We start from the raw sequence: 23,161 nt of genomic DNA, 5'->3' as shown, positions 1-23,161 counted from the left end.
CCCATGACGTACCCCAAGGTCCAGACCGGACTCACCGATCCCGACCGCAGCAGCGGTGTGCCGTCCACCCCGCGCTTCCCCGACATCGAGGAGCGCGTCCTCGCGTACTGGAAGTCCGACGACACCTTCCGGGCGAGCATCGACGCGCGCGAGACCGGCCCGTCCGGCGAGAACGAGTTCGTCTTCTACGACGGCCCCCCGTTCGCCAACGGCCTCCCGCACTACGGCCACCTGCTCACGGGCTACGTCAAGGACGTCGTGCCGCGCTACCAGACGATGCGCGGACGACGCGTCGAGCGACGCTTCGGGTGGGACACCCACGGCCTGCCCGCCGAGCTCGAGGCCATGCGCCTCAACGGCATCAAGACCACCGACGAGATCGTCGAGATGGGCATCGACAAGTTCAACGACGCCTGCCGTGCCTCGGTGCTCAAGTACACCGGCGAGTGGGAGGAGTACGTCACCCGCCAGGCACGGTGGGTCGACTTCCAGAACGACTACCGCACGCTCAACCCCGACTACATGGAGTCGGTCATCTGGGCGTTCAAGAGCCTCTACGACAAGGGCTTCGTGTACGAGGGCTTCCGCGTGCTGCCCTACTGCTGGAACGACGAGACGCCCCTCTCCAACCACGAGCTCCGCATGGACGACGACGTCTACCAGAACCGCCAGGACCCGGCCGTCACGGTGGGCTTCACCGTCACCACCCCGGGCGAGCACGAGGGCAGCAAGGTCGTCGTCTGGACCACCACGCCGTGGACCCTGCCCAGCAACCTCGCGGTCATGGTCGGCTCCACGATCGACTACGTCACCGTGCAGCACGGCGACGACCGGCTGATCCTCGCCGAGGCCCGCCTCGGTGCCTACGCGCGCGAGCTGGGCGACGACCCCGAGGTGGTCTGGCGCGGCACGGGTGCCGACCTCGTCGGTCTCACCTACGCTCCCCCGTTCACCTACTACGCCGACCACGAGAACGCCTTCCGCGTCGTGGCCGCCGACGAGGCCGTCACCACCACCGACGGCTCGGGCCTGGTCCACAGCGCCGGCGCCTTCGGCGAGGTCGACAAGGAGGTCACCGACCGCGAGGGCATCGAGCCCGTCATGCCCGTGGGCAAGGACGGCCGCTTCACCGCTCCCGTCGACGCCTACGCCGGCATGCTCGTCTTCGACGCCAACGCCCCCATCATCGACGACCTCAAGAACGGGACCGGACCCGTCACCCCGGGCACGCTCCTGATCCGTCGTGAGACCTACGACCACAGCTACCCGCACTGCTGGCGCTGCCGCGAGCCCCTCATCTACAAGGGCGTCTCGTCGTGGTTCGTCGAGGTCACGGCCGTCAAGCAGCGCATGCTCGAGCTCAACCAGCAGATCGGCTGGGTCCCGGAGCACATCAAGGACGGTCAGTTCGGCCGCTGGCTCGAGAACGCCCGCGACTGGTCCATCACCCGCAACCGCTTCTGGGGCTCCCCCGTGCCGGTGTGGAAGAGCGACGACCCGGCCTACCCGCGCATCGACGTCTACGGCTCGTTCGAGGAGATCGAGCGCGACTTCGGCCGCGTGCCCAGCAAGGACGGCGTGGTCCCCGACCTCCACCGCCCCTACGTCGACGACCTCGTGCGCCCCAACCCCGACGACCCCACCGGGCAGTCGATGATGCGGCGTGTCCCCGACGTGCTCGACGTCTGGTTCGACTCCGGCTCCATGTCGTTCGCCCAGGTGCACTACCCGTTCGAGAACGCCGAGTGGTTCCACGACCACTTCCCGGCCGACTTCATCGTCGAGTACATCGGTCAGACCCGCGGCTGGTTCTACACGCTGCACATCCTGGCGACAGCCCTGTTCGACAAGCCCGCGTTCGAGGCCTGCATCAGCCACGGCATCGTGCTGGGCTCGGACGGCAACAAGATGAGCAAGTCGCTGCGCAACTACCCCGACGTCTCCGAGGTCTTCGACCGCGACGGCGCCGACGCCATGCGCTGGTTCCTCATGGCCTCGCCGATCCTGCGGGGCGGCAACCTCGTCGTCACCGAGCAGGGCATCCGCGACTGCGTGCGCCAGGTCATGATCCCGCTCTGGAACAGCTGGTCGTTCTTCGGCCTGTACGCCAACCTGGCGGGTCACGAGGCGCAGGCCGTGAGTGACGCGTCGGCGCTCGAGGACCCCCTCGACCGGTACGTCCTGGCCAAGCTGGGCCAGTGGGTGCGGGAGATGACCGACCACCTCGACTCCTACGCCATCGCCGAGGCGTGCGAGTCCACGCGGGTGTTCCTCGACGTGCTCACCAACTGGTACATCCGCGGCTCTCGCGAGCGGTTCTGGGACGGCACCTCGCCCCAGCCGTTCGACACCCTGCACACCGTCCTCGAGACGGTGTGCCGCGTCGTCGCTCCGCTGCTGCCGCTCACCACCGAGGAGATCTGGCGCGGCCTCACCGGCGGGCGCTCGGTGCACCTCACCGACTGGCCCCAGGCCGACGCCCTGCCCGCCGACGACACCCTCGTCGCCGCCATGGACGCGGTGCGCGAGGTGTGCTCGGCGGGATCGGCCCTGCGCAAGGCAGCCGGACTTCGAGTACGCCTGCCCCTGACGTCGCTCGACGTCGCGGTTCCCGACCCTGCGCTCCTGCACGGCTTCGAGGACATCGTGGCCGGTGAGCTCAACCTCAAGCGGGTGCGCTTCATCGACGTCGAGTCCGACGAGGCCGCAGCCCACGGGCTGTCGTCGAGCCTCACCGTCCACGCCCGCGTGGCGGGTCCGCGGCTCGGCAAGGAGGTCCAGACCGCCATCAAGGGGTCCAAGACGGGCGACTGGTCGCTCGACGCCGACGGCGTGGTGACCTCCGGCGGCATCGCGCTCGTGGAGGGCGAGTACACGCTCGAGCAGGTGGCCACCTCGTCCGACGACGTGGCCATCAGCGTGCTGCCGGGCGGCGGGTTCGTGGCGCTCCACACCACGGTCACGCCCGAGCTCGCAGCGGAGGGCGTGGCACGCGACATCGTGCGGGGCGTGCAGCAGGCGCGCCGCGACGCCGGGCTCGAGGTCTCCGACCGCATCAGCCTGGCCGTGGGCGGCAGCGAGCAGGCGCTCGCAGCGGCTCGCACCCACGCCGACCTCATCACCGCCGAGACCCTCGCCACGACGTTCACCGTCGGCGAGGTCTCCGACGGCACGAGCATCGACGTCGCCGAGGCCACGGCGTTCGTCCAGGTCGCCAAGGCCTGAGCAGGACGAAGGGCCCGTCACCGTGAGGTGACGGGCCCTTCGTGTGTCCGGAGCGACTCAGATGGACTGGTTCGACGTGTCCTCGTCGCCGAGCAGCGAGCGCAGGCGACGCGGCGAGGCGTCGGCCGGAGCCTGGGCCGTGGCCGGCGTGGTGCCGTTCTCGTTGGCCGCGAGCTGGTCGAGCTGGCTCTGGAAGTAGTTCTTCAGACGCGCGCGGTACTCGCGCTCGTAGGCCCGGAGGTGCTCCACCTCCCGCTGGATCTCGTAGCGCTCGCGCTCGATGGCCGCGACGGCCTGCTGGCGACGCTCGTTGGTCTCGTCGTCGAGCTTCTGCGCGCGGATGCGGGCGTCGGTCTCGAGGCGGTCGGCCTTGCCACGCGACTCGTTGGTGAGGCGCTCGGCCGTGGAACGAGCCTCACCGACGATGCGGTCGGCCTCTTCCTTGGCCTGGTCCATCAGCTGATCGGCGTTCTGCGACGCGATCTCCAGCAGACGGGCGGCGGCACCGGATGCCTCGCCCACCGTGGGCCTGACCGTGGGCGGGGCGGGAGCAGGCGTGGGAGCGACGGCGACCGGCTCGGGGGCCTTGACCGGCTCCGGCTCGGGCTCGGGCTCGGGCTCGGGCTCCGGCTCGGGGGCCTTCTCCTGGACGGCGGGCTGGGGCGCGGTCTCGGCGGCGGGAACGACGGCCGGGATGAGCCCGGTGGGCTCGCCGGTGGACGCAGCGGCCACCTTGGCGCGGAGCTCGTCGTTCTCGACGGTCAGTCGCTCGAGCTCGGCCTCGACCTCGTCGAGGAACTGGTCGACCTCGCCCATGTCGTAACCCTCGCGGAGACGGACGGGCGTAAAGCGCTTGTTCCGCACGTCCTCGGGCGTGAGCGGCATGAGTTCACCTCGTGTTCGGAGTAGTCACTGGGACTTGGGTGGGACCCACGGTACTCGGTCGCAGTTCACTTCTGCCACAGGCGTCCCCCTGGTGTCGTGCGGACCCAGGAACGCCAGACCAAGATGCTGGATCGCTCAGTAGAAGATGGCCGGAATGATGGCCAGCAGGATGTAGAGACCGATCAGCAGGACCATGGGCGAGAGGTCGAGCATGGTGCCACCGAGGCGGATGGGAGGGATGACCCGGCGGATGGAGCGCAGCGGCGGGTCGGTGACGGTGTACAGGCCCTCGCACACGACGGCCACGAACCCGGCGGGTCGCCAGGACCGGGCGAAGAACTGGACCCAGTCCACGACGAAGCGCGCAAGCAGCAGGACGATCGCGATCCAGCAGAGCGTGATGAGCAGGCTGCCGACGAGTTCCATCGATCAGCTCTGGTTGAAGAAGCCGCCCGCGGCGATGCGCTGCCTGTCCTCATCGGTGACGTCGACGTCGTGGGGGGACAGCAGGAAGACCTTCTCGGTGACCCGCGTGATCTTGCCGTGCGCGGCGAACACGAGACCGGCCGAGAAGTCCACGAGACGCTTGGCGTCGTCGGAGTCGATCTCGGACAGGTTCATGATGACGGGCACGCCGGAACGGTAGTGCTCGCCGACCGTGCGGGCGTCGTTGTACGTGCGCGGCGTGACCGTCTCGATGCGCGTGACGGCGCGCTCGGAGACGCTCTGACGCGCCTCGCGCAGCTCGGTGCGGACCGGACGGGGGCGGCGCTCGTCGATGCTGGCCACCGGGCGCACGGCCGGGGCGCGCTCGGGCACGTCCTCGCGGACCGAGGGCACGGGTCCGGTGATCTCGTCGTCGTACTCGTCGAGCTCGGCCTGCTCGACGAGGCCGAGGTACTCGCCTACTTTTCGCATTGCGCCAGCCATGAGGCTCTCCCGTACGTCCGACGTGCACCAGCTGGTGCACGAGTGAATTCCACTCGTGAGATTACCGGGTGTTGGGCCTCTCACCCAGCACCGCGCGCCCTATTCGCAGGTGTGTCGCGCCGGCATGGACGGCGTCGACGAAGTCGCCGCTCATGCCCGCCGACACGGCGACGGCCCCGGGGTGGTCCTGGCGGACCGTCCGGGACAGCTGGACGAGCTCGTCGAAGACCGGCCGCGGGGCCTCTCCCAGCGGTGCGACGGTCATCAGGCCGCCCAGGGTGAGGTGCGGCAGCTCGGCCACGAGGTCGGCGAGAGCGCGGACGTCGGCGGGTGCCGCGCCCGATCGACCGGGGTCGGAGCGGTCGAAGTCGACCTGCAGGAGGCACGTGAGTTCACGCTCCGCCGCCTCGGCCCCACGCGACAACGAGCGGGCCAGCTTGGCCCGGTCGACGCTGTGCACGACGTCGGCGTAGCGCGCCACGGCGCCGGCCTTGTTGGTCTGCAGGCCCCCCAGGAAGTGCCACCGAAGGTCCGCTCCCTGCTGCGCTGCCTCCTCGGCCTTGTCGCCCGCCTCCGGGTGCCGGTTCTCGCCCACGTCGTGGACACCGAGCGCCGAGAGGGCGACGGCGTCGGAGGCCGGGTAGGTCTTGGTGACGACGACGAGGGTGATCTCGTCCCTCGAGCGGCCCGCCTCACGGCAGGCCTGGGCGACGTCGGCCTCGACGGCGGCCAGGTTCTGCTCCAGCTCGTCGCGTCGGCTCATCGCAGCACCACCACGCCGCCGAACCGTCCTGACGCCGATCCCTGGCGTCGGTACGAGAAGAAGCGCTCGTCCTCGATGGTGCAGACGTCGGCGCCGACGTCGTGGACCTCGACACCGAGCGCCTTGAGCTGGGAGACCACGCCGAGGCCGACGTCGACCGCCGGGGTGCCCCACGGGGTGACCGACCGGGTGCCCGGCACGGCTGCCTCGACCGCGGCCACCATCTCCTCCGGCAGCTCGTAGCAGCGGCCGCACGCCCGCGGGCCCACCCAGGCCCGGATCCGAGCGGCACCGGAGGCCGTCATCCGCTCCACCGCCGCCTCGACGACACCACCGACCATGCCGACCCGGCCGGCGTGCGCCGCTCCGACCACGCCGGCGTCGACGTCGGCCAGCAGGACCGGGACGCAGTCGGCGACCCGGACGAGCAGACCCAGCTCGCGCACGGTGCTGACGAGGGCGTCGCACTCGGGCACGGTCCCGGAGCCGTCCGCGCGCAACGTGTCCGCCTCGACCACGAGCGAGCCGTGGACCTGGGACATGGAGTGCAGTCCCTCCACCCCCAGCTCGCGCGCGACGGCCGCGTGGTTGGCGACGACGTTGGCCATGCTGTCTCCCCCGGCACTGCCGAGGTTGAGCGAGTCGTAGGGCCCCTCGCTCGAGCCGCCCGCCCGGTCCGTGAACGCGATCTCCACACCGGGCAGGGACTCACGGAACCAGAACACGGTCCCAGCCTACGAGGGTGCTCAGCGCAGGAAGTCGGGGATGTCGAGGTCGTCGCCGTACTCGGCGGGCTGCGGCTCCGGCGTGACCGTGCTGGGACCGTCGAGGTGCGGGTCGGGCTTGCTCAGGTAGTCGTCGGCCGTGGGGACGGGCGCCGCCGGAGCAGGAGCCGCCGCCGGAGCCGCCGGGGCCGCCGGAGCGGAGGCGCGCTGCTCCTTGTTGAGCAGGACGGGCTGGGAGCGGTCGCGGGCCTTGGGCTGCCCGCCGTCGAAGCCGGCCGCGATGACGGTGACGCGGACCTCGTCGCCGAGGGCGTCGTCGATGACGGCACCGAAGATGATGTTGGCGTCGGGGTCGACCGCCTGCTGCACGAGACCGGCAGCCTCGTTGATCTCGAGCAGGCCGAGGTCGGAGCCGCCGGCGATGGAGAGCAGCACGCCGCGCGCGCCCTCGATGGAGGCCTCGAGCAGCGGGCTGGAGACGGCCATCTCCGCCGCGACCGCGGCACGGTGCTCGCCGCGCGCCGAGCCGATGCCCATGAGCGCCGATCCGGCGTCGGACATGACCGACTTGACGTCGGCGAAGTCGAGGTTGATGAGACCCGGCGTGGTGATGAGGTCGGTGATGCCCGAGACGCCCTGGTGGAGCACCTGGTCGGCCTGGCGGAAGGAGTCGAGGAGGCTCACGTTGGGGTCGCTGATGGACAGCAGCCGGTCGTTGGGGATGACGATGAGCGTGTCCACCTCCTCGCGGAGGGCCTGGATGCCGGCGTCGGCCTGGCCGGAGCGGCTACGGCCCTCGAACGTGAACGGGCGGGTGACGACACCGATGGTGAGCGCGCCGAGCGAGCGGGCGATGCGGGCCACGACAGGCGCGCCGCCGGTCCCGGTGCCGCCGCCCTCGCCCGCGGTGACGAAGACCATGTCGGCGCCCTTGATGGCGGCCTCGATCTCCTCCGCGTGCTCCTCGGCGGCGAGCTTGCCGATCTCGGGGTTGGCGCCGGCGCCGAGGCCGCGCGTGGAGTTGCGTCCGACGTCGAGCTTCACGTCGGCGTCGCTCATGAGCAGCGCCTGCGCGTCGGTGTTGATGGCGATGAACTCGACACCCTTCAACCCGACCTCGATCATGCGGTTGACCGCGTTGACGCCGCCGCCGCCGATGCCGACGACCTTGATCACGGCGAGGTAGTTCTGGACCGCCATCGGTGTGCCTTCCCCTGGGGATTCAAAGATTGGTGTTGAAGAGCGTGGTGCCGCGAGGTGTGGCTCTCAAGAACAGTGGTGGGTCGGAAACTCTAACCCTGAGGTGGAGGTTTATAGTTATGTCAACCTCCGCTACGTCGACGGTACGGTCCGTGTCCCTCACGTCCCACGCGACACGCCGGTGGGCAGGAAGGGCGTTCAGCTCACTTGCGCGTGGTGGGCTGCTCCGGCGCGCTGACGTCGTACCGGGCCGCCTTGATGCGCAGGAGCGCGCGCAGCACCGTGATCTTCTCGTCGGCGTCGGCCACGCTCCCCCACATGACCTCGCGACCCTTCGTGAGGTCCAGGAGCACCGAGTCCTTGGTGGCCGCCTCGACGTGCTGCACCTGGCGCAGCACGTCGGGACCGTTGGCCCGGAGGTCGACGACCACGCCGGCCGCCGCCTCGAAGGCCTGCTGGCGCCGTCGGGCGTCGACCGCGGCGACCCGGACCTCAGGGAGGTGCTGCGGCTCCTTGGCCAGGACGCGGTAGTCGACGCCGTACTTGTCGACGGCACGGACCTCCTGGCCCTCGCGCACCCAGGCGACGGCCTGGCGCTCGGTCACGACGATGCGCACGGTGCCGGGCCATGAACGCTTGACCTCGACCTCCTCCACGCGCGAGATCCGGGCGAGGCGCTCCTCGATGCCGACCGCGTCGAGGCGGGCCATGGGCCGTCCGGCCGGCACGTCGGCCACGCGCTCCACCTGGGCGGTCCTGAGCGTCCTGAGCCCCTCGACCTTCACGTCCTTCACGGCCAGGAGGCTCGAGAACCAGATGACCCAGACCAGTCCGCCGAGGACGACGAGGGCCAGCACCGGCACGGCGACGCGCAGGACGCGCCGGCGTCGCTCTCCCTTGCGTCGGCGCTCGAAGCGCTGCTCGCTCACGCCGGACCGGACCTCAGGAGCTCCAGCACGCGCGGCCCCACCGTGGTGATGTCGCCCGCTCCGAGGGTGAGGAGGAGGTCGTCCTCGTGCAGGAGCGGCACCAGGTGCTCGGCCAGCGTGTCGACGGGTCCGCCCGCCTCGGCAGGCGTCCCCACGACGGACGCGAGGACGAGCCCCGACGTGACCTCGGGGTCGGGGTCCTCGCGGGCGAGGTAGAGGTCGGCCAGCACGACGAGGTCGGCGGCCGCGAGCTCCTGACCCATCTCCGCGCCGTGGCGACGGGTGCGGCTGACGAGGTGCGGCTGGAAGGCCACGACGAGGCGACGGCCCTGCGCGACGGCGCGCGCGGCGGCGAGGTCGGCGCGGATCTCCGTGGGGTGGTGCGCGTAGGAGTCGTAGACCACGACACCGCGCTCCTCGCCCAGACGCTCCATGCGGCGCTGGGCACCCGTGTACCGCGCGAGTCCCGCGGCGAGGGCCTCGGAGTCGTGACCGAGCCGGCGGCCCACGGCCCACGCCAGCAGGGCGTCGAGCGCATAGTGGGCGCCCGGCACGGCGAGTTCGACACGCTGACCCTGCTCGGAGGGCTCCACCGCGGTGAAGGTGGTGCGGGTGCCGTCGACGACGAGGTCGGTGGCCCGCACGTCGGCGTGCGGCGTGGTGAGCCCGACCGTCACGACGTCGAGGCCGCGGTCCCTGGCGACGGGCACGAGGGCGGCCGCGCCTGGGTCGTCGACGTTGACGACGAGCAGCGTGCCGACGGTGCCGACGAACTCGACGAAGGCCTCGGCATAGGCCTCCTCGCTCCCCCACGTGTCGAGGTGGTCGGCGTCGACGTTGGTGACCACGGCGACGTCGGGCGAGTAGACGAGGAAGGCACCGTCGCTCTCGTCGGCCTCGGCGACGAGCAGCTCGCCCGTGCCGATGGCCGCGTTGGTGCCGAGGCTGGCCACTTGGGCGCCGATGGCGAACGACGGCTCGGCACCGGCCGACTGCAGCGCGCACGTGAGCATCGCCGTGGTGGTGGTCTTGCCGTGCGTGCCTGCGACCGCGACGGTGCGGTGCCCGCTCATGGCCGAGCGCAGGCCGGCCGAGCGGGGCCAGAGGCGAAGACCACGACGACGGGCCTCGACGACCTCGGGGTTGTCCTCGCGCACCGCGGTGGAGACGATCACCGTGTCGGCGTCGGCGACCTGCGCGGCCGCGTGACCCACGAAGCACGTGATGCCCTCGGCGCGGAGAGACTCCAGGAGCGGAGACGCCTGGGCGTCGCTGCCCGAGACGACGACCCCCTGCTGGGCGAGGAGCCGGGCGATGGCCGACAGTCCGGCTCCCCCGATGCCCACGAGGTGCACCCGGCCGATCAGGTCGGGGGTCTCGATGACGTCGGGGATCGCGACCCTCATCGGCCCAGCGCCTTGCGCCCGCGTCGGGGTCCCGCGGCGGCCGCCTCGACGACCATGGCGGCGAGACGCTCGTCGGCGTCGCGGCGCACGATGTCGGAGGCCGCTGCGGCCATGAGGCCGAGCCGCCCGGCGTCGGTCACGAGGGGCACGAGGACGTTGGTGACCCAGCTGGGCGTGAGCGAGGCGTCGTCGATGAGGAGCCCGCCGCCGGCCTGGACCACGGGATGGGCGTTGAGGGCCTGCTCTCCGTTGCCGATGGGCAGCGGCACGAAGGCCGCCGGGAGCCCCACGGCTGCGACCTCGGTGACGGTGTTGGCGCCAGCACGGCACACGATGAGGTCGGCCGCGGCGTAGGCGAGGTCGATGCGGTCGATGAAGGACGTGACGACGTAGGGCGGCCGTCCCGCGACCCGCTCGACCTTGGCCTCCTCGGGCCGACCGGCGGCGTGGAGCACCTGCACCCCGGCCTCGGCGAGGTCGGTGGCGGCGGAGGACACAGCCAGGTTGATGCGCCGCGCACCCTGCGACCCGCCCGTGACCAGCAGCGTGGGGCGGTCGGCGTCGAGCCCGAAGAACGCCCGTGCCTCGGCCCGCAGCGCCTCGCGGTCGAGACCCGAGATCTCGCGGCGGATGGGCAGGCCCACGTAGGCGGCGTGGGGCAGGTCGGTGTCGGGGAAGCTCGTGGCCACGAAGGAGGTGAGACGGGCACCCAGCTTGTTGGCGATGCCGGGCAGGGCGTTGCCCTCGTGCACGACGAGCGGGATGCGCAGGCGCCGCGCCACGAGGTAGGCCGGCACCGAGACGTAGCCACCGAAGCCGACGACGACGTCGGGGCGGGTCCGCTCCACGACCCCACGGGTGGCCTTGACCGCAGCACGCAGGCGGCCCGGCACCTGCAGCAGCGCCTTGCCGGGCCTGCGCGGCAGCGGGACCGGCGGCACGAGCTCGAGCGGGAAGCCGGCGGCGGGGACGAGGTCGACCTCGAGACCCCGCGGGGTTCCGAGGCACACGACGTCGTGGCCGGCGTCGCGCAGGACGGCAGCGGTGGCGAGCAGCGGCGAGGTGTGACCGGCCGTGCCGCCGCCGGCGAGCAGGGCACGCACCGGTCATCGCCTCCTGGCGGCGGTGCGGCGGGCCCGCCGCTGCCTTCCGGCAGCGAGCGCACGCTTGGCGCCGGGCTCCGTGCTGGCGAAGTTGAGCAGCAGGCCGGCACTGACGAGGGTGACCAGGAGGCTCGAGCCTCCGTAGGAGACGAGCGGCAGCGGGATGCCGATGACCGGCAGCAGGCCGAGCACCATGCCGATGTTGATGACGGCCTGGGCCATGATCCAGATCGTGATGCCGGCCGCGGCGAAGCGGACGAACGGGTCGCGCGAGCGGGTGGCGATCCGGACACCCGCCACGCCGAGCAGCGAGAAGAGAACCAGCACGACGAGCGTGCCGGCGAGCCCGAGCTCCTCGCCGATGATCGCGAGGATGAAGTCGGTGTGGGCCTCGGGCAGGGTGCCCCACTTCTGCCGGCTGCCGCCGAGCCCGACGCCCCAGAACCCGCCGCGGGCGAAGCCCATCATGGCGTGGATGGCCTGGTAGCCGGCGTTCTCGGGATCGGCGCTCGGGTTGAGGAAGCTGAAGAGACGCACGACGCGGTGCGGAGCGGTGGCCACGAAGAACACGCTGATGACGCCCACGGCGACGACCATGCCGGTCATCCAGCGCCGCGGCAGGCCCGCGACCCAGGCCATCCCGACGATGATGACGAACAGGACGGCGGCGGTGCCGAGGTCGTTCTGCGCCACGACGAGCGCCGCGATGAGGCCCGCCACGAGCAGCATCGGCATGAGGATGAGGCGCGGCTCCTTGAGGCGCTTCACCCGGCCCGCGTAGTGGTGGGCGATCCACAGCACGAGAGCGAGCTTCGCGAACTCCGAGGGCTGCAGCTGGAAGCCCGCGACGACCGGGATCCAGTTCCGGTTGCCGTTGACCTCGATGCCGACGCCGGGGACGAAGGTGGCCGCGACGAGCAGGACGCTGATGACGAGCGCGGGCGTGATGAACCGGCGCATCGTGGCCACGGGCATGCGCGACGCGACGTACGCGCCACCGAGACCGGCCACGGCGAACAGCAGCTGACGCTCGACGATGGCGAACTGGTTGTCGTAGAGCTGGTGCGCGAGGACCGAGCTGGCGCTCAGGACCATGATGAGCCCCAGGCCCAGGAGCAGCCCGGTGGAGCCGAGGACGAGCTGGTAGGACGCGAGCGGCCGCTCCATGGTGCGGCGCAGGGCCTCGACGAACGCCGGTGCCTGGCGCTCGGTGGTGGCCGTCATCCGCGGGCCTCGAGCCGGTGGACGGCGGCCGCGAAGGCGTCTCCCCGTGCTCCGTAGTCGCGGAACTGGTCGAAGGAGGCACACGCCGGGGCGAGCAGCACGGTGTCGCCGGCGCGCGCCATCGAGCGGGCTGCCTGCACGACACGGTCCATGAACCCATCCTCGCCGCCGTCGACCTCCAGGACGGGCACATCCGGCGCGTGTCGCCGCAGCGCCTCGGCCACGAGCTCGCGGTCGGCCCCGATGAGGACGGCTCCCCGCAGGCGGTCGCGCGTGTGCTCGACTAGCTCGTCGAACCGGGCACCCTTGGCCATCCCGCCCGCGATCCAGACGGCCGACTCGACGCCGAGGAGCGACGCCTCGGCGGCGTGCGCATTGGTGGCCTTGGAGTCGTCGACGTACCGGACGCCGTCGACCGCGGCCACCTCGGCCGCCCGGTGCGGCCCGGCCCGGAAGGTGCGCAGCCCGTCGCGGACCGCCCCGGCCTGGACGCCGTGGGCGCGCGCGAGGGCGGCGGCGGCCAGGGCGTTCTGGACCTGGTGGGGCGCCGGGTCGGCCAGGTCGGAGACCGAGCCCAGCTCTGCCGCGCTGGTGCGCCGGTCCTCGACGAAGGCGCGGTCGGCCAGGACGCCGTCGACCACGCCGAGCATGCTGAGTCCGGGCGGCCCCAGGGTGAAGCCGATGGCCCGGGCGCCCTCCTGCACGTCGGCCTCCATCACGAGCGCCTCCGTGGCGGGATCCTCGACGTTGTACACGCACGCCCGCCGGACGCCCTCGTAGACCTTGCCCTTGGCCGCCTGGTAGGCATCCATGGAGCCGTGCCAGTCGAGGTGGTCGGGCGCGAGGTTCAGCACGGCAGCGGACTCCGCCGCGATGGAGGAGCTCCAGTGCAGCTGGTAGCTCGAGAGCTCGATGGCCAGGACGTCGAGCGGCTCCGGGTCCATGACGGCCTCGAGCACGGGCCGTCCGACGTTGCCCACCGCAGCGGACCGCAGGCCGGCGGCGCGCAGGATGGCGTCGAGCATCTGGACGGTGGTGGTCTTGCCGTTGGTCCCGGTGATGCAGAGCCACGGTGGTGCGTCGTGGTCGCGGAGCCGCCAGGCCAGCTCCACCTCGCCCCAGACCGGGACGGAGGAGGCGAGCGCCTGCCCGAGGACGGGCGTGGTGGGAGCCCAGCCCGGCGAGGTGACGACGAGGTCGAGCCCGTCGGGAAGCGTGGTGGTGGATCCGGGCCCGAGACGCAGGTCGACGCCCAACGTCTCGAGGAGGGTCGCCTCCTCACGTCGTCGGTCGTCGCCGGGCGCACGCTCGTCGACGACCGTCACGTCGGCCCCCAGGTGCTGGAGGGTGTCGGCGGCGGCGAAGCCACTCACGCCGAAGCCCGTCACGAGCGCCCGCACGCCGTCCCAGGAACCGTGCCGACCCAGGCCGCCCACATCCCGCATCAGACGCCGACGACCCAGTCCCAGTAGAAGATGCCGAGACCGGTGGCGACGCACAGGCCGCTGATGATCCAGAACCGGACGACGATCGTGATCTCGGCCCAGCCGAGCAGCTCGAAGTGGTGCTGCAGCGGTGCCATCCGGAAGATCCGCTTGCCCCCCGTGGCCTTGAAGTACGCCACCTGGAGGATCACCGAGAACGTGATGGCGACGAACAGCCCGCCCGTGACCACGAGCAGCAGCTCGGTGCGGGTCATGAGCGCCATGCCGGCGAGCGCCCCGCCGAGGGACAGCGAGCCGGTGTCGCCCATGAAGATCTTGGCCGGGGACGCGTTCCACCAGAGGAAGCCGAAGCAGGCGCCGGTGATGGCCGAGGCCACGACGGCGAGGTCGAGCGGGTCGCGCACCTCGTAGCACTTGAGGCCGGGGCTGGTGGCGCAGTTCTGGTTGCTCTGCCAGATGTTGATGATGACGAACGCGCCGAAGACCATCATCGAGGCGCCGGTGGCGAGACCGTCGAGGCCGTCGGTGAGGTTCACGCCGTTGCTGGCTCCGGCGATCATCACGAGGACCCAGATGATGAGCAGGATCGTGGGCATCTCGGTCCCGGGGAGGTCGCGCGTGAACGAGATGGCGTGCGTGATGGGGGTGCGGCCGTTCTCGTCCTCCCAGCCGATGGCGAGGACGGCGAAGATGAGGCCCACGAGGACCTGGCCCACCATCTTGGCCTTGCTCCGCAGGCCGAGGCTGCGCTGCTTCGAGATCTTGATGTAGTCGTCCAGGAAGCCGATGGCACCCAGCCCGGCGAACAGGAACAGCAGCAGCAGCGCCGACGCGCTGGGCGCGTAGCCGGTGATCAGCTTGGCCAGGAAGTAGGCCACGAGCACCGACAGGATGATGACGATGCCGCCCATCGTGGGCGTGCCGCGCTTGATGTGGTGGGACGTGGGTCCGTCGTCGCGGATGAGCTGGCCGTAGCCCTTGGCCACGAGCAGCCGGATGGCCAGCCGGGTCCCGAGCAGCGTTCCCAGCAGGGCGAACGCACCGGCGATCAGGATGGCGAGCATCGGGTCCTCTCGGGTCGGGCGTGCGGGAGCGGGGTCGCGGGGCGGATCAGGTCGAGTATGCCGTCACTCCTGGAGGAGAGCGGCAGTGACGCGCTCGAGACGGGCCCCCCGAGATGCTTTCACGAGCACGACGTCGCCCGGGCGAAGCCACGCCCGGAGGTCCGTCACACTCGCCGCCACGTCGGGGACCAGGGTCGCGACCTCGCCGGCCCCCTCGGCGATGCCGCGGGCCGCGTCGCCCACGACGACGACGCGGTCGAGCCCGAGGCCGGCGGCGTGCGCGCCGACCTCCTCGTGGGCGGCGGCGCTCCCCTCGCCCAGCTCGAGCATCTCCCCCAGCACGGCCACCCGTCGGCTGCCGGCCACGGCGGCGAGCGCGTCGAGACCGGCGCGGACCGACTCCGGGTTGGCGTTGTACGAGTCGTCGATGATCGTGACGCCGTCGGACCGGACGTGCCGCTGGAGCCGCAGGCCAGTTCCTTGGTCGACCTCGGCGAGCCACTCCACCCCGGCGTCGGGATGCAGGTGCAGCACGACGCAGGCCGCGGCGGCCGCGTTGAGGGCCTGGTGCTCGCCGAGCAGCGGGACGTGCACCGTCCACGTGCGGCCGTCGTGGGCGAGCGTGACCTCCGGCTCGCCGGAGGGCGTCATGGCGACGTCGACCACCCGCACGGACCCGGGCCCGGCGGCGGTCCGACCGAAGAACGCCGCGGGCGCCCGGGTGCGTCCGACCATGGCCGAGACGAGCGGGTCGTCCGCGTTCAGGACGGCCAGGCCGTCCGGACCGAGGGACTCCACGATCTCGCCCTTGGCCTGCGCGATGTTCTCCCGCGAGCCGAACTCGCCGACGTGCGCGGTGCCGACGTTCAGCACCATGGCGACGTCGGGAGGCGCCACCTCGCAGAGCGCCGCGACGTGGCCGATGCCCCGTGCCCCCATCTCCACCACGAGGTGGGACGTGTCCTGCGTGGCCCGGAGCACGGTGAGCGGGACGCCCAGCTCGTTGTTGAGGTTGCCGAGGGTGGCCACGACGGCGTCGGGTGCGACGGCCTGGGACCTCAGACCCGCCGCCACGAGGTCCTTGACGCTCGTCTTGCCCTGGGACCCGGTGAGGGCCACCACGACGGGGCCGGGCCGGAGCAGGCCGAGCACGTGGCGCGCGAGCAGGCCGAGCGCCGTGGTGACGTCGTCCACCACCACGCCGGGCACGCCGGCGTCGCGGGAGCCCAGCACGGCGGCGGCGCCCTGTCGGACGGCCGCCTCGGCGTAGTCGTGGCCGTCGACGTTCTCACCGGCCAGGGCGACGAACAGTCCGCCCGCCGGGACGGCACGGGAGTCCAGGCTCGCCGGCGCACTCACGACCGTCCCGAGGTCGCCCACGGGCTCGCCGCCGACGACCGACGCGATCTCGGCGATGGTCATGGGCGTCACGCGGGTCGGCCCCCCAGGAGCTCACGGACGACGTCGCGGTCGTCGAACGGGTGGATCACCCCGTCGACCTCCTGCCCCTGCTCGTGCCCCTTGCCGGCCACCACCACGGTGTCGCCGGAGTGAGCCAGACGCAGGGCGTACTCGATGGCGTCGCGGCGTCCGGGGATCTCCACGGCCACCCCAGGTCCGACCTCGGCCCCGCGCAGCACGGCGCCCCGGATCGCCGCGGCGTCCTCGGAACGCGGGTTGTCGTCGGTGACCACGACGAGGTCGGCCAGCGCGGCCGCGGCCTCGCCCATGACCGGACGCTTGCCCTGGTCCCGGTCGCCCCCGGCGCCGATCACCACCACGAGCCGTCCTGGCGTGACGGGCCGGAGCGCGTCGAGCACGGCGGTGACGGCGTCGGGCTTGTGGGCGTAGTCGACGATGACGGTGTAGTCCTGGCCGGCCTCGATGCGCTCCATCCGCCCCGGGACGCCCGGACCGGCCGCGATGCCGGCGACGAGGTCGTGAGGGTCGTGGCCCTCCCCCGCCAGCGAGGCGACGACCGCCAGTGCGTTGGACACGTTGAACACCCCGGGAAGCGGCACGGCGGCCTCGATCTCCCGTCCGTCGGGCGTGAGGATCGTGAGGTCGGTGCCGAGCCGGTGTGGCCGGACGTTGACGGCCCGCCAGTCCGCGGCGTTGCCGGCCGTGGAGAACGTCGTGACCTCGAGGGGCGTGAGCTCCACGAGACGTCGCCCGTAGGGGTCGTCGACGTTGACGACGGCGCGCCGGGCGCGCTCCCCCGTGAACAGCGAGGCCTTGGCGAGGAAGTACTCCTCCACGTCGGCGTGGAAGTCGAGGTGGTCGCGCCCCAGGTTCAGGAACGCCGCGACGTCGAACCGGAAGCCGTCGACCCGGCCCTGCACGAGGGCGTGGCTGGAGACCTCCATGGCACAGGCCTCGACGCCCTCCTCGCGCATGACGGCGAACAGCGCCTGCAGCGCGGGGGCCTCGGGGGTGGTGAGGCTCGAGGCCGCGGGGACGCCGCCGATCCTCGTGCCGATGGTGCCGACCACAGCGGTCCGGGAGCGTCCGAGCGCCGACTCGGCGAGGTACGTGGTGGTGGTCTTGCCCTGCGTGCCGGTGACGCCGAAGGTGGTGAACGCGTCGCTGGGGTGCTCGTAGAACCACGCGCTCAGCTCGGCCAGACGCCCACGGGGGTGGTCGACCACCACGGCCGGGACCGGCAGCGGGTCCGAGGCGCCCACCGGGTCGGTCAGCACCGCGACCGCCCCGGCCCGGACTGCCTTGTCGAGGTGGTCGATGCCGTGCGAGCGGGCACCGGCGAGCGCGGCGTAGAGGTCGCCCGGCGCGACGTGGGAGGTGTTGAGGCTGAGCCCCGTGACCTCGACGTCACCACCGCGACCGGGGACCGGGGTGCCCAGGTGCTCGGCGAGCTCGGCGACGCTCCGGCTGCGTGCGTGCGTCGGACGGATCCGCATCACCTCGGCCATGTCTCCCAACCTACCCAGCCGGAGCACCATGTCCTCCGGGCACCTCGAGCGGGTCCTGGTTCCGCGCTCGCCCAGCACCGACCGAGCCCTGCAGGCCCGGGCGGAGTCCTACCAGTCCTGCGCGACCTTGGGCGACTTCGAGCCCGTGGGCGTGACGCCGAAGCGCTCCAGTGCCATCGACATGATGTCCTGGAAGACCGGGGCCGCCGTGGAGCCGCCGCCCGCGTTGGCGTAGGGCTTGTCGAGGACGACGTAGGTGATGAAGCGCGGCTTGTCGGCCGGCGCGAAGCCCATGAACGACACCGTGTTCTGGCCGCGGACGTACCGACCGGTGAGCGGGTTGACGCGCCAGGCGGTGCCCGTCTTGCCGGCCACGCGGTACCCGGGGATCTGGGCGGCGGGTGCGGTGCCGTCGTCGGCCGTGACGGCCTCCATCATGCGCGTGACGTACTTCGCGGCCTTGGTCGAGACGACGCGCCTGGTCTTGGTGGCGCCGGCGTCGCTGCGGACGCCGTCGGCGTCCTCGAAGCCCGAGACGACGGTGGGGTCGACCATGACGCCGCCGTTGGCGATGGCGCCCACGGCGCGGACCATCTGCAGCGCGGTCACGGAGACGCCCTGCCCGAAGGAGATCGTGGCGTGGTTGGCCTTCGTCCAGTCCGACGACGGCTTGAGGATGCCCTGCGACTCACCCGGCAGCTCGACGCCCGAGGGGGTGCCGAAGCCGAACTTGCGGAAGTAGGAGTACATCATCGAGTCGCTCATCTGCTGGGCGGCGACGATCGTGCCGAGGTTCGACGACTTGGCGATGACGCCGGCCGCCGTGAGGTTGATGACGCCGTGCTTCCAGTAGTCGCCGATCGGGAACTTGTCGATGACGAGCCCGCTGGGCACCTTGATCTTGGTGGACGGCGTGATCTTGCCCTGGTCCGCGAGCGCTGCCATGGTGACCGTCTTCATGACCGAGCCCGGCTCGTAGACGGTCTGCACGAAGCGCGACACGGTGTTGTAGTCGTCCATGCCGGTCTTGTCGTCGGCATCGAACGTCGGAGCCTGCGAGAGCTGCACGACCTGACCCGTCTTGACGTCCATCGTGACGGCGAGGCCCCAGTCGGAGCTGGAGGCGCGGACCGCGTCGGCGAGACGCTGGTCGGCGTACCACTGCAGGTCGCGGTCGATCGTCGTCTCGATGTTCTCGCCCGGCTTCATCTCCTTGACGGTGCTGTCCGCCATGGGGATGCGCTGGCCCGTGGGCGACACCTCGTAGGTGGCCGACCCGTCGGTGCCCTTGAGACGGCTGTCGTACTTGGCCTCGATGCCCTGGACGCCGGTGCCCTCGCCGTTCACGTAGCCGACGAGGTTGGCGGCCAGCTTGCCGCCGGGGTAGCTGCGCAGGCTCTCCTGCTGCGTGTAGAGGCCGGCGAACCCGGCCTTGCGGATCGCCGTCACGGCCTTCTTGGCGGTCCACGCCGGGATCTGCTTCTCGATGTAGACGAAGCGGGACTTGGGCGTGCGGAGCTTCTTGATGGTCGCGAAGTAGTCGATCCGGTCCTTGCCGAGGTACTTCAGCAGGAGCCCGGCCACCTGGGGGGCGTCCTCCGCCGTGAGCGTGGGGTCGGCCGTGATGGTCATGGCGTCGACGCTCGTGGCCAGGACCTTGCCGTTGCGGTCGAGGATCTCGCCGCGGGTGGCAGGGATGACGGTGGAGGACTTGCCGGCCAGCTTGGACTTGGCCGCGTACGCCTGGGCGTCGAAGCCCTGGATCTGGAACAGGCGGAGCCCGAACACGGAGAAGAGCACCATGATGATCGCGAAGCACCAGCGGAGCCGGCGTGCTGACAGTCGCTGAGCCGCGGTCATCGGTCCACCCTCTTCACGTTGCTGCCGCTCTCGGCGGGCTCGGGATCGCCGACGACCTTGCCGTCGGTCAGTCGGAGGAACGCCGGGTTGGTGTTGGGCACCATCCCGAGCGTCAGTGCCTGGGACGCGATGTGGGCCGGGGCCTCCAGGACCTCGACCTCGCGCTCGAGCTGCTGCTGCTGCACCTGCAGCGCCTGGTTCTGCTCCTGCAGCGAGGAGATGGCGAACGACTGGGACTGGAGGGCGGTGCTCATCAGGATGAGGCCGACGAGACCGACCGAGAGGACGGTCAGGAGGACGGCGACGAACGGGGCGCGACGGGCGCGGCTCTGGACCGGACCGACGAGACGGAGCGGGAGGCTCGTCGGGACGGCGATGCGCTCAGCGGCCGAGCGCAGGCGCACCGTGGCCTGGTGGGCGTTCAGACCGGAGACCATGCGGCTCATGCGGCGACCCTCTCCACGACGCGCAGCCGGACCGACCGGGCGCGGGGGTTGTCCTCGATCTCCTCCGCGGTGGCCTGCTCGGCCCCACGCGTGACGAGGGTGAAGTCCGGGGCGAGGCCCTCGGGGATGAACGGCAGGCCGGGCGGCAGCTCCAGGGTGGTGACTCGGGCCATCTCGCGCTTGGCGATCTTGTCCTCCAGCGACTGGTACGCGAGCACGACGACGCGTCCGCCGGGCAGCAGCACCTCGAGCGCGGCCGGCATGGCCCGCTCCCACGCGCCCAGCTCGTCGTTCACCTCGATGCGCAGCGCCTGGAAGGTCCGCTTGGCCGGGTTGCCGCCCGTGCGACGAGCCGGCGCCGGGATGGAGTCCCGGACCAGCTCGACGAGGCGCGCGCTCGTCGTGAAGGGCTCCTTGGCGCGGGCGGCCACGACGTTGTCGGCGATGCGACGCGCGAACTTCTCCTCGCCGTAGACCCGGAGGACGTGGGCGAGGTCGCGGGCGGAGTAGGTGTTGAGGACGTCGGCGGCGCTGAGCCCCTCCTCGGGGTTCATCCGCATGTCGAGTGGGGCGTCCTGCGCGTAGGCGAAGCCGCGGTCGGCGACGTCGAGCTGCATGGACGAGACGCCGAGGTCGAAGAGGATGCCGTCGACCCCGGTGCGGCCGAGCTCGCCCACGACGTCGGCGATCTCGTCGTACACGGCGTGGACGAAGGTCACCCGGTCGCCGAAGGCGGCGAGCCGGGTGCGGGAGAGCTCCAGGGCGTGGGGGTCGCGGTCGATCCCGATCACGTGGAGGGCTGGGAAGCGATGCAGCATCGCCTCGGTGTGACCGCCCAGGCCGAGCGTCGCATCCACGACGACCGGCTGGTGGTCGGTGCGCTCCGCCACGGGGGCGAGGAGGTCGAGGACCCGGTCGAGCAGCACGGGCACGTGGCTGGGGCCGGTCATCGTTCCTCCTCTCGGTGGTGCGGGGCTGGTGCTGCTGGGGCTGGTCCGAGAGGACTGCCGCGTCGCCGTGGGGCCTGACCCCCGTCCGGTGGCACTGGCACCGGGGAAGTGATGCCAGTTCCGCACGGGCGGAGATCGAGCTGCGCGGTGAGGCGCGGTTCTCGTCGGGGGTGGTGGGGATGGGGGTGGAGGGAGGTGGAGCACCTCGGCGAGATCAGAAGATGCCCGGCATCACCTCGTCGGACATGTCGGCGAAGACCTGCTCCTGGTCGGAGGAGAACTGGTTCCAGCGGCCGGCGTCCCAGATCTCGATGCGGTCCATCGCGCCGACGACGGTGACGTCGCGGTCGAGGCTCGCCCACTGACGCAGGACGGGCGGGACGGAGATGCGGCCCTGCTTGTCCGGCACCTCGTTGGACGCCCCGGAGTACAGCATCCGCACGAAGTTGCGGGCGTCGCGGTTGGTGAAGGGGGTCTCGCGGATCCGGTCGGTGAAGGCGGAGAACGACTCGGGCGTCCACCCGTAGATGCAGTTCTCCTGGCCGCGGGTCAGCACGATGCCGCTCTCGAGTCGAGGGCGGAACTTGGCCGGCAGGAAGAGCCGGGCCTTGTCGTCGAGGCGCGGCGTGTAGGTGCCGAAGAAGTTGTTGACATCGACGCTCACCCCGCTCCTCCCCGCTCTCCCCCAGGTCTTGGACGACCCGGATGCTCCATTTCGCCCCACAGTACCCCACCTTCCCCCACTGTCAAGGCGATTTCCGCGTGTCCGCCGGAGCTTCCGGGACGACGAAGGCCCGACGGTCGAATGACCGTCGGGCCTGGAAACACAAAGAAAAGACCGCCTCCGACGGAGGCGGTCCCAGGGGGTGGTGGAAGGTGGAGCGGCGGTGGAGCGGACTACCGCAGGTCGTCGCCGTCCTGGCGGCGCTGCCAGCGCTCCTCCATGCGGTCCACGAACGAGGTGGAGGGCTTTCGGCCGGAGGGGCCCTTGGGCGCCGGAGCGTCGTCGGGGCCCCCGATGCCGTTTCGCCACGCCGTGACGAAGAAGTACGCCGAGACGAGCATGGCCACGAAGCCCAGCACGCCCACGTAGGTGAGGGTGGCCACGGCTCCGGCGAACAGGATCCCGACGCCGGCGACGAAGCCGAGCACGGCCAGGGCCGCCACCTTGCGGTTGCGAGCGCGCTGCTTGGACCCCCGGAGCGTGGACGCCAGGTCGGGGTCCTCCGCGGCGAGCGACTGCTCCAGCTGGTGGAGAAGTCGGGCCTCTTCCTCGGACAGTGGCACGGTGGCCTCCCTCATGTCAGTGCCCTCGCGATGACGGGCTACGGCAAGTCTAGGCGTGCCACGGACTGCAGACCACCCGATATCGCTGAGAACTCGCTCGACGACCCCACGAGACGCTCCAGGGCGAACAGCCGCTCCCTCGCGCCGGGCTCGATGTCGACCAGCGCGCTGGGGACGAGGTCGGCGAAGACGCGCAGTCCCTGCTGGCTCACGGGGCGCAGCCGGTGGGCCTCGAGGAGCACCCGCAGCTCGTCGGCGTCGAAGCGGCGGGGACCCTGCTCGCGCAGGTCCCAGCCCTCGGCCCGAGCGGTGAACAGGGCGCTGGCTCCGTCGAAGTCACCGGCCAGGGCGCGCGTCAGGACCCCGGCGTGACGACCGGCCACCACCACGCTCACGTGCCCACCCGGGCGGAGCACGGCGGCGACGGCACGGAGCGCGTCGTCGACGTCCTCGACGTGCTCGAGCACGCCGTGCAGGACGACGAGGTCGTAGTCGGCGCCATCGACGAGGCCGGGCAGGTCGGTGGTGTCACCGAGGAGGCCCGTCACCTGCACGCCGGACTCGGCGGCGCGACGGTCGAGCGAGGCGAGGGCGTCGGGGCTGGGGTCGACGACACTGACGCGGTGACCCTCGGACGCGAGCCGGACGGCGTCACCACCGGTGCCGCCGCCCACGTCGAGGACGTCGAGCGTCTCGCCTGCCACGTCGGCGGCCGCGACGGCCACGGCGTCGAGCACTGCCTGCCACATGACCTCGCCGCGCACCGGTCTCATGGCGTCACTGTTTCAC

The 23,161-nt window shown here is 71.6% G+C and carries 20 protein-coding genes and 1 pseudogene; 1 reads left to right on the top strand and 20 read right to left on the bottom strand.

Annotation, left to right across the window (positions count from 1 at the left end; translation table 11 throughout):
- The first annotated feature begins 3 nt into the window (after nucleotides 1-3).
- Nucleotides 4-3,225 carry an isoleucine--tRNA ligase gene (ileS, locus tag ASD11_RS05370; RefSeq protein ID WP_056284277.1) on the top strand — a complete coding sequence of 1,074 codons (3,222 nt, stop codon included), beginning with the start codon at nucleotides 4-6 and terminating at the stop codon, nucleotides 3,223-3,225.
- A 57-nt stretch (nucleotides 3,226-3,282) separates the two neighbouring features.
- On the opposite strand, the gene ASD11_RS05365 is transcribed toward ileS, so the two are convergent.
- The 20 genes and pseudogenes from ASD11_RS05365 to ASD11_RS05270 form a co-directional block, all read right to left on the bottom strand.
- Nucleotides 3,283-4,110 (bottom strand): DivIVA domain-containing protein, encoded by an 828-nt coding sequence (locus tag ASD11_RS05365; protein WP_056284273.1) that lies wholly within the window; start codon nucleotides 4,108-4,110, stop codon nucleotides 3,283-3,285.
- Between the two features lie 135 nt (nucleotides 4,111-4,245).
- Entirely contained in the window at nucleotides 4,246-4,536 is a 291-nt protein-coding gene (locus ASD11_RS05360) for a YggT family protein (RefSeq protein ID WP_056284271.1), read from the bottom strand.
- A 3-nt stretch (nucleotides 4,537-4,539) separates the two neighbouring features.
- Nucleotides 4,540-5,040 (bottom strand): cell division protein SepF, encoded by a 501-nt coding sequence (locus ASD11_RS05355; protein ID WP_056284269.1) that lies wholly within the window; start codon nucleotides 5,038-5,040, stop codon nucleotides 4,540-4,542.
- A gap of 61 nt (nucleotides 5,041-5,101) precedes the next feature.
- Nucleotides 5,102-5,803: a YggS family pyridoxal phosphate-dependent enzyme gene (locus ASD11_RS05350; RefSeq protein ID WP_056284266.1), complete on the bottom strand. Its 702-nt coding sequence runs from the start codon at nucleotides 5,801-5,803 to the stop codon at nucleotides 5,102-5,104.
- Nucleotides 5,800-6,528, bottom strand: coding sequence for a polyphenol oxidase family protein (locus tag ASD11_RS05345; protein WP_056284263.1), 729 nt, complete (start codon nucleotides 6,526-6,528; stop codon nucleotides 5,800-5,802). Before ASD11_RS05345 ends, ASD11_RS05350 begins: the two co-directional genes overlap by 4 nt.
- Before the next feature lie 258 nt (nucleotides 6,529-6,786).
- Nucleotides 6,787-7,728: pseudogene (ftsZ, locus tag ASD11_RS05340) on the bottom strand (cell division protein FtsZ); the annotation flags it as partial.
- 203 nt (nucleotides 7,729-7,931) lie between these two features.
- Entirely contained in the window at nucleotides 7,932-8,657 is a 726-nt protein-coding gene (locus ASD11_RS05335) for a cell division protein FtsQ/DivIB (RefSeq protein WP_056284259.1), read from the bottom strand.
- Complete coding sequence (gene murC, locus ASD11_RS05330; protein WP_056284256.1) at nucleotides 8,654-10,063, bottom strand: UDP-N-acetylmuramate--L-alanine ligase; 1,410 nt, start codon at nucleotides 10,061-10,063, stop codon at nucleotides 8,654-8,656. Before murC ends, ASD11_RS05335 begins: the two co-directional genes overlap by 4 nt.
- Complete coding sequence (gene murG, locus ASD11_RS05325; RefSeq protein ID WP_056284253.1) at nucleotides 10,060-11,166, bottom strand: undecaprenyldiphospho-muramoylpentapeptide beta-N-acetylglucosaminyltransferase; 1,107 nt, start codon at nucleotides 11,164-11,166, stop codon at nucleotides 10,060-10,062. The genes murC and murG overlap by 4 nt, the downstream gene beginning before the upstream one ends.
- Nucleotides 11,167-11,169: 3 nt before the next feature.
- Nucleotides 11,170-12,390 carry a putative lipid II flippase FtsW gene (ftsW, locus tag ASD11_RS05320; RefSeq protein ID WP_056284250.1) on the bottom strand — a complete coding sequence of 407 codons (1,221 nt, stop codon included), beginning with the start codon at nucleotides 12,388-12,390 and terminating at the stop codon, nucleotides 11,170-11,172.
- Nucleotides 12,387-13,835, bottom strand: a complete 1,449-nt coding sequence (murD, locus tag ASD11_RS05315) for a UDP-N-acetylmuramoyl-L-alanine--D-glutamate ligase (RefSeq protein WP_056284247.1) — start codon at nucleotides 13,833-13,835, stop codon at nucleotides 12,387-12,389. The genes ftsW and murD overlap by 4 nt, the downstream gene beginning before the upstream one ends.
- Nucleotides 13,835-14,899: a phospho-N-acetylmuramoyl-pentapeptide-transferase gene (gene mraY / locus ASD11_RS05310; RefSeq protein ID WP_056284244.1), complete on the bottom strand. Its 1,065-nt coding sequence runs from the start codon at nucleotides 14,897-14,899 to the stop codon at nucleotides 13,835-13,837. Before mraY ends, murD begins: the two co-directional genes overlap by 1 nt.
- Nucleotides 14,900-14,962: 63 nt before the next feature.
- The gene (locus ASD11_RS05305) at nucleotides 14,963-16,321 is read right to left on the bottom strand and encodes a UDP-N-acetylmuramoyl-tripeptide--D-alanyl-D-alanine ligase (protein WP_235503246.1); all 1,359 of its coding nucleotides are present in this window, start codon (nucleotides 16,319-16,321) and stop codon (nucleotides 14,963-14,965) included.
- 5 nt (nucleotides 16,322-16,326) lie between these two features.
- Nucleotides 16,327-17,829, bottom strand: a complete 1,503-nt coding sequence (locus tag ASD11_RS05300) for a UDP-N-acetylmuramoyl-L-alanyl-D-glutamate--2,6-diaminopimelate ligase (RefSeq protein ID WP_056284238.1) — start codon at nucleotides 17,827-17,829, stop codon at nucleotides 16,327-16,329.
- 108 nt (nucleotides 17,830-17,937) lie between these two features.
- Entirely contained in the window at nucleotides 17,938-19,689 is a 1,752-nt protein-coding gene (locus tag ASD11_RS05295; RefSeq protein WP_056284235.1) for a peptidoglycan D,D-transpeptidase FtsI family protein, read from the bottom strand.
- The gene (locus tag ASD11_RS05290) at nucleotides 19,686-20,135 is read right to left on the bottom strand and encodes a hypothetical protein (protein ID WP_056284232.1); all 450 of its coding nucleotides are present in this window, start codon (nucleotides 20,133-20,135) and stop codon (nucleotides 19,686-19,688) included. Before ASD11_RS05290 ends, ASD11_RS05295 begins: the two co-directional genes overlap by 4 nt.
- Nucleotides 20,132-21,085 (bottom strand): 16S rRNA (cytosine(1402)-N(4))-methyltransferase RsmH, encoded by a 954-nt coding sequence (gene rsmH, locus ASD11_RS05285; protein WP_056284228.1) that lies wholly within the window; start codon nucleotides 21,083-21,085, stop codon nucleotides 20,132-20,134. Before rsmH ends, ASD11_RS05290 begins: the two co-directional genes overlap by 4 nt.
- A 214-nt stretch (nucleotides 21,086-21,299) precedes the next feature.
- Nucleotides 21,300-21,749 carry a division/cell wall cluster transcriptional repressor MraZ gene (mraZ, locus tag ASD11_RS05280; protein ID WP_056284226.1) on the bottom strand — a complete coding sequence of 150 codons (450 nt, stop codon included), beginning with the start codon at nucleotides 21,747-21,749 and terminating at the stop codon, nucleotides 21,300-21,302.
- A gap of 233 nt (nucleotides 21,750-21,982) precedes the next feature.
- Nucleotides 21,983-22,387, bottom strand: a complete 405-nt coding sequence (locus ASD11_RS05275; RefSeq protein WP_235503245.1) for a DUF3040 domain-containing protein — start codon at nucleotides 22,385-22,387, stop codon at nucleotides 21,983-21,985.
- 23 nt (nucleotides 22,388-22,410) lie between these two features.
- A complete protein-coding gene (locus ASD11_RS05270; RefSeq protein ID WP_082554182.1) occupies nucleotides 22,411-23,145 on the bottom strand; it encodes a class I SAM-dependent methyltransferase in 735 nt (244 codons plus the stop codon).
- Nucleotides 23,146-23,161: the final 16 nt, after the last annotated feature.

The sequence above is a fragment of the Aeromicrobium sp. Root495 genome, assembly GCF_001426755.1.
In the GTDB taxonomy this organism is placed as follows: Bacteria; Actinomycetota; Actinomycetes; order Propionibacteriales; family Nocardioidaceae; genus Aeromicrobium.
This window is presented reverse-complemented; position numbering and strand designations above follow the sequence as displayed.

What these genes read in the sequence shown, in the direction of transcription:
- ASD11_RS05350 (WP_056284266.1), bottom strand. Translation starts at nt 5,803, where the DNA reads ATGAGCCGACGCGACGAGCTGGAGCAGAACCTGGCCGCCGTCGAGGCC.
- ASD11_RS05360 (WP_056284271.1), bottom strand. Translation starts at nt 4,536, where the DNA reads ATGGAACTCGTCGGCAGCCTGCTCATCACGCTCTGCTGGATCGCGATC.
- murD (WP_056284247.1), bottom strand. Translation starts at nt 13,835, where the DNA reads ATGCGGGATGTGGGCGGCCTGGGTCGGCACGGTTCCTGGGACGGCGTG.
- ileS (WP_056284277.1), top strand. Translation starts at nt 4, where the DNA reads ATGACGTACCCCAAGGTCCAGACCGGACTCACCGATCCCGACCGCAGC.
- rsmH (WP_056284228.1), bottom strand. Translation starts at nt 21,085, where the DNA reads ATGACCGGCCCCAGCCACGTGCCCGTGCTGCTCGACCGGGTCCTCGAC.
- ASD11_RS05300 (WP_056284238.1), bottom strand. Translation starts at nt 17,829, where the DNA reads ATGGCCGAGGTGATGCGGATCCGTCCGACGCACGCACGCAGCCGGAGC.
- ASD11_RS05290 (WP_056284232.1), bottom strand. Translation starts at nt 20,135, where the DNA reads ATGAGCCGCATGGTCTCCGGTCTGAACGCCCACCAGGCCACGGTGCGC.
- ASD11_RS05295 (WP_056284235.1), bottom strand. Translation starts at nt 19,689, where the DNA reads ATGACCGCGGCTCAGCGACTGTCAGCACGCCGGCTCCGCTGGTGCTTC.
- ASD11_RS05305 (WP_235503246.1), bottom strand. Translation starts at nt 16,321, where the DNA reads ATGACCATCGCCGAGATCGCGTCGGTCGTCGGCGGCGAGCCCGTGGGC.
- ASD11_RS05365 (WP_056284273.1), bottom strand. Translation starts at nt 4,110, where the DNA reads ATGCCGCTCACGCCCGAGGACGTGCGGAACAAGCGCTTTACGCCCGTC.
- ASD11_RS05270 (WP_082554182.1), bottom strand. Translation starts at nt 23,145, where the DNA reads ATGAGACCGGTGCGCGGCGAGGTCATGTGGCAGGCAGTGCTCGACGCC.
- mraY (WP_056284244.1), bottom strand. Translation starts at nt 14,899, where the DNA reads ATGCTCGCCATCCTGATCGCCGGTGCGTTCGCCCTGCTGGGAACGCTG.
- ftsW (WP_056284250.1), bottom strand. Translation starts at nt 12,390, where the DNA reads ATGACGGCCACCACCGAGCGCCAGGCACCGGCGTTCGTCGAGGCCCTG.
- murC (WP_056284256.1), bottom strand. Translation starts at nt 10,063, where the DNA reads ATGAGGGTCGCGATCCCCGACGTCATCGAGACCCCCGACCTGATCGGC.
- ASD11_RS05275 (WP_235503245.1), bottom strand. Translation starts at nt 22,387, where the DNA reads ATGAGGGAGGCCACCGTGCCACTGTCCGAGGAAGAGGCCCGACTTCTC.
- ASD11_RS05355 (WP_056284269.1), bottom strand. Translation starts at nt 5,040, where the DNA reads ATGGCTGGCGCAATGCGAAAAGTAGGCGAGTACCTCGGCCTCGTCGAG.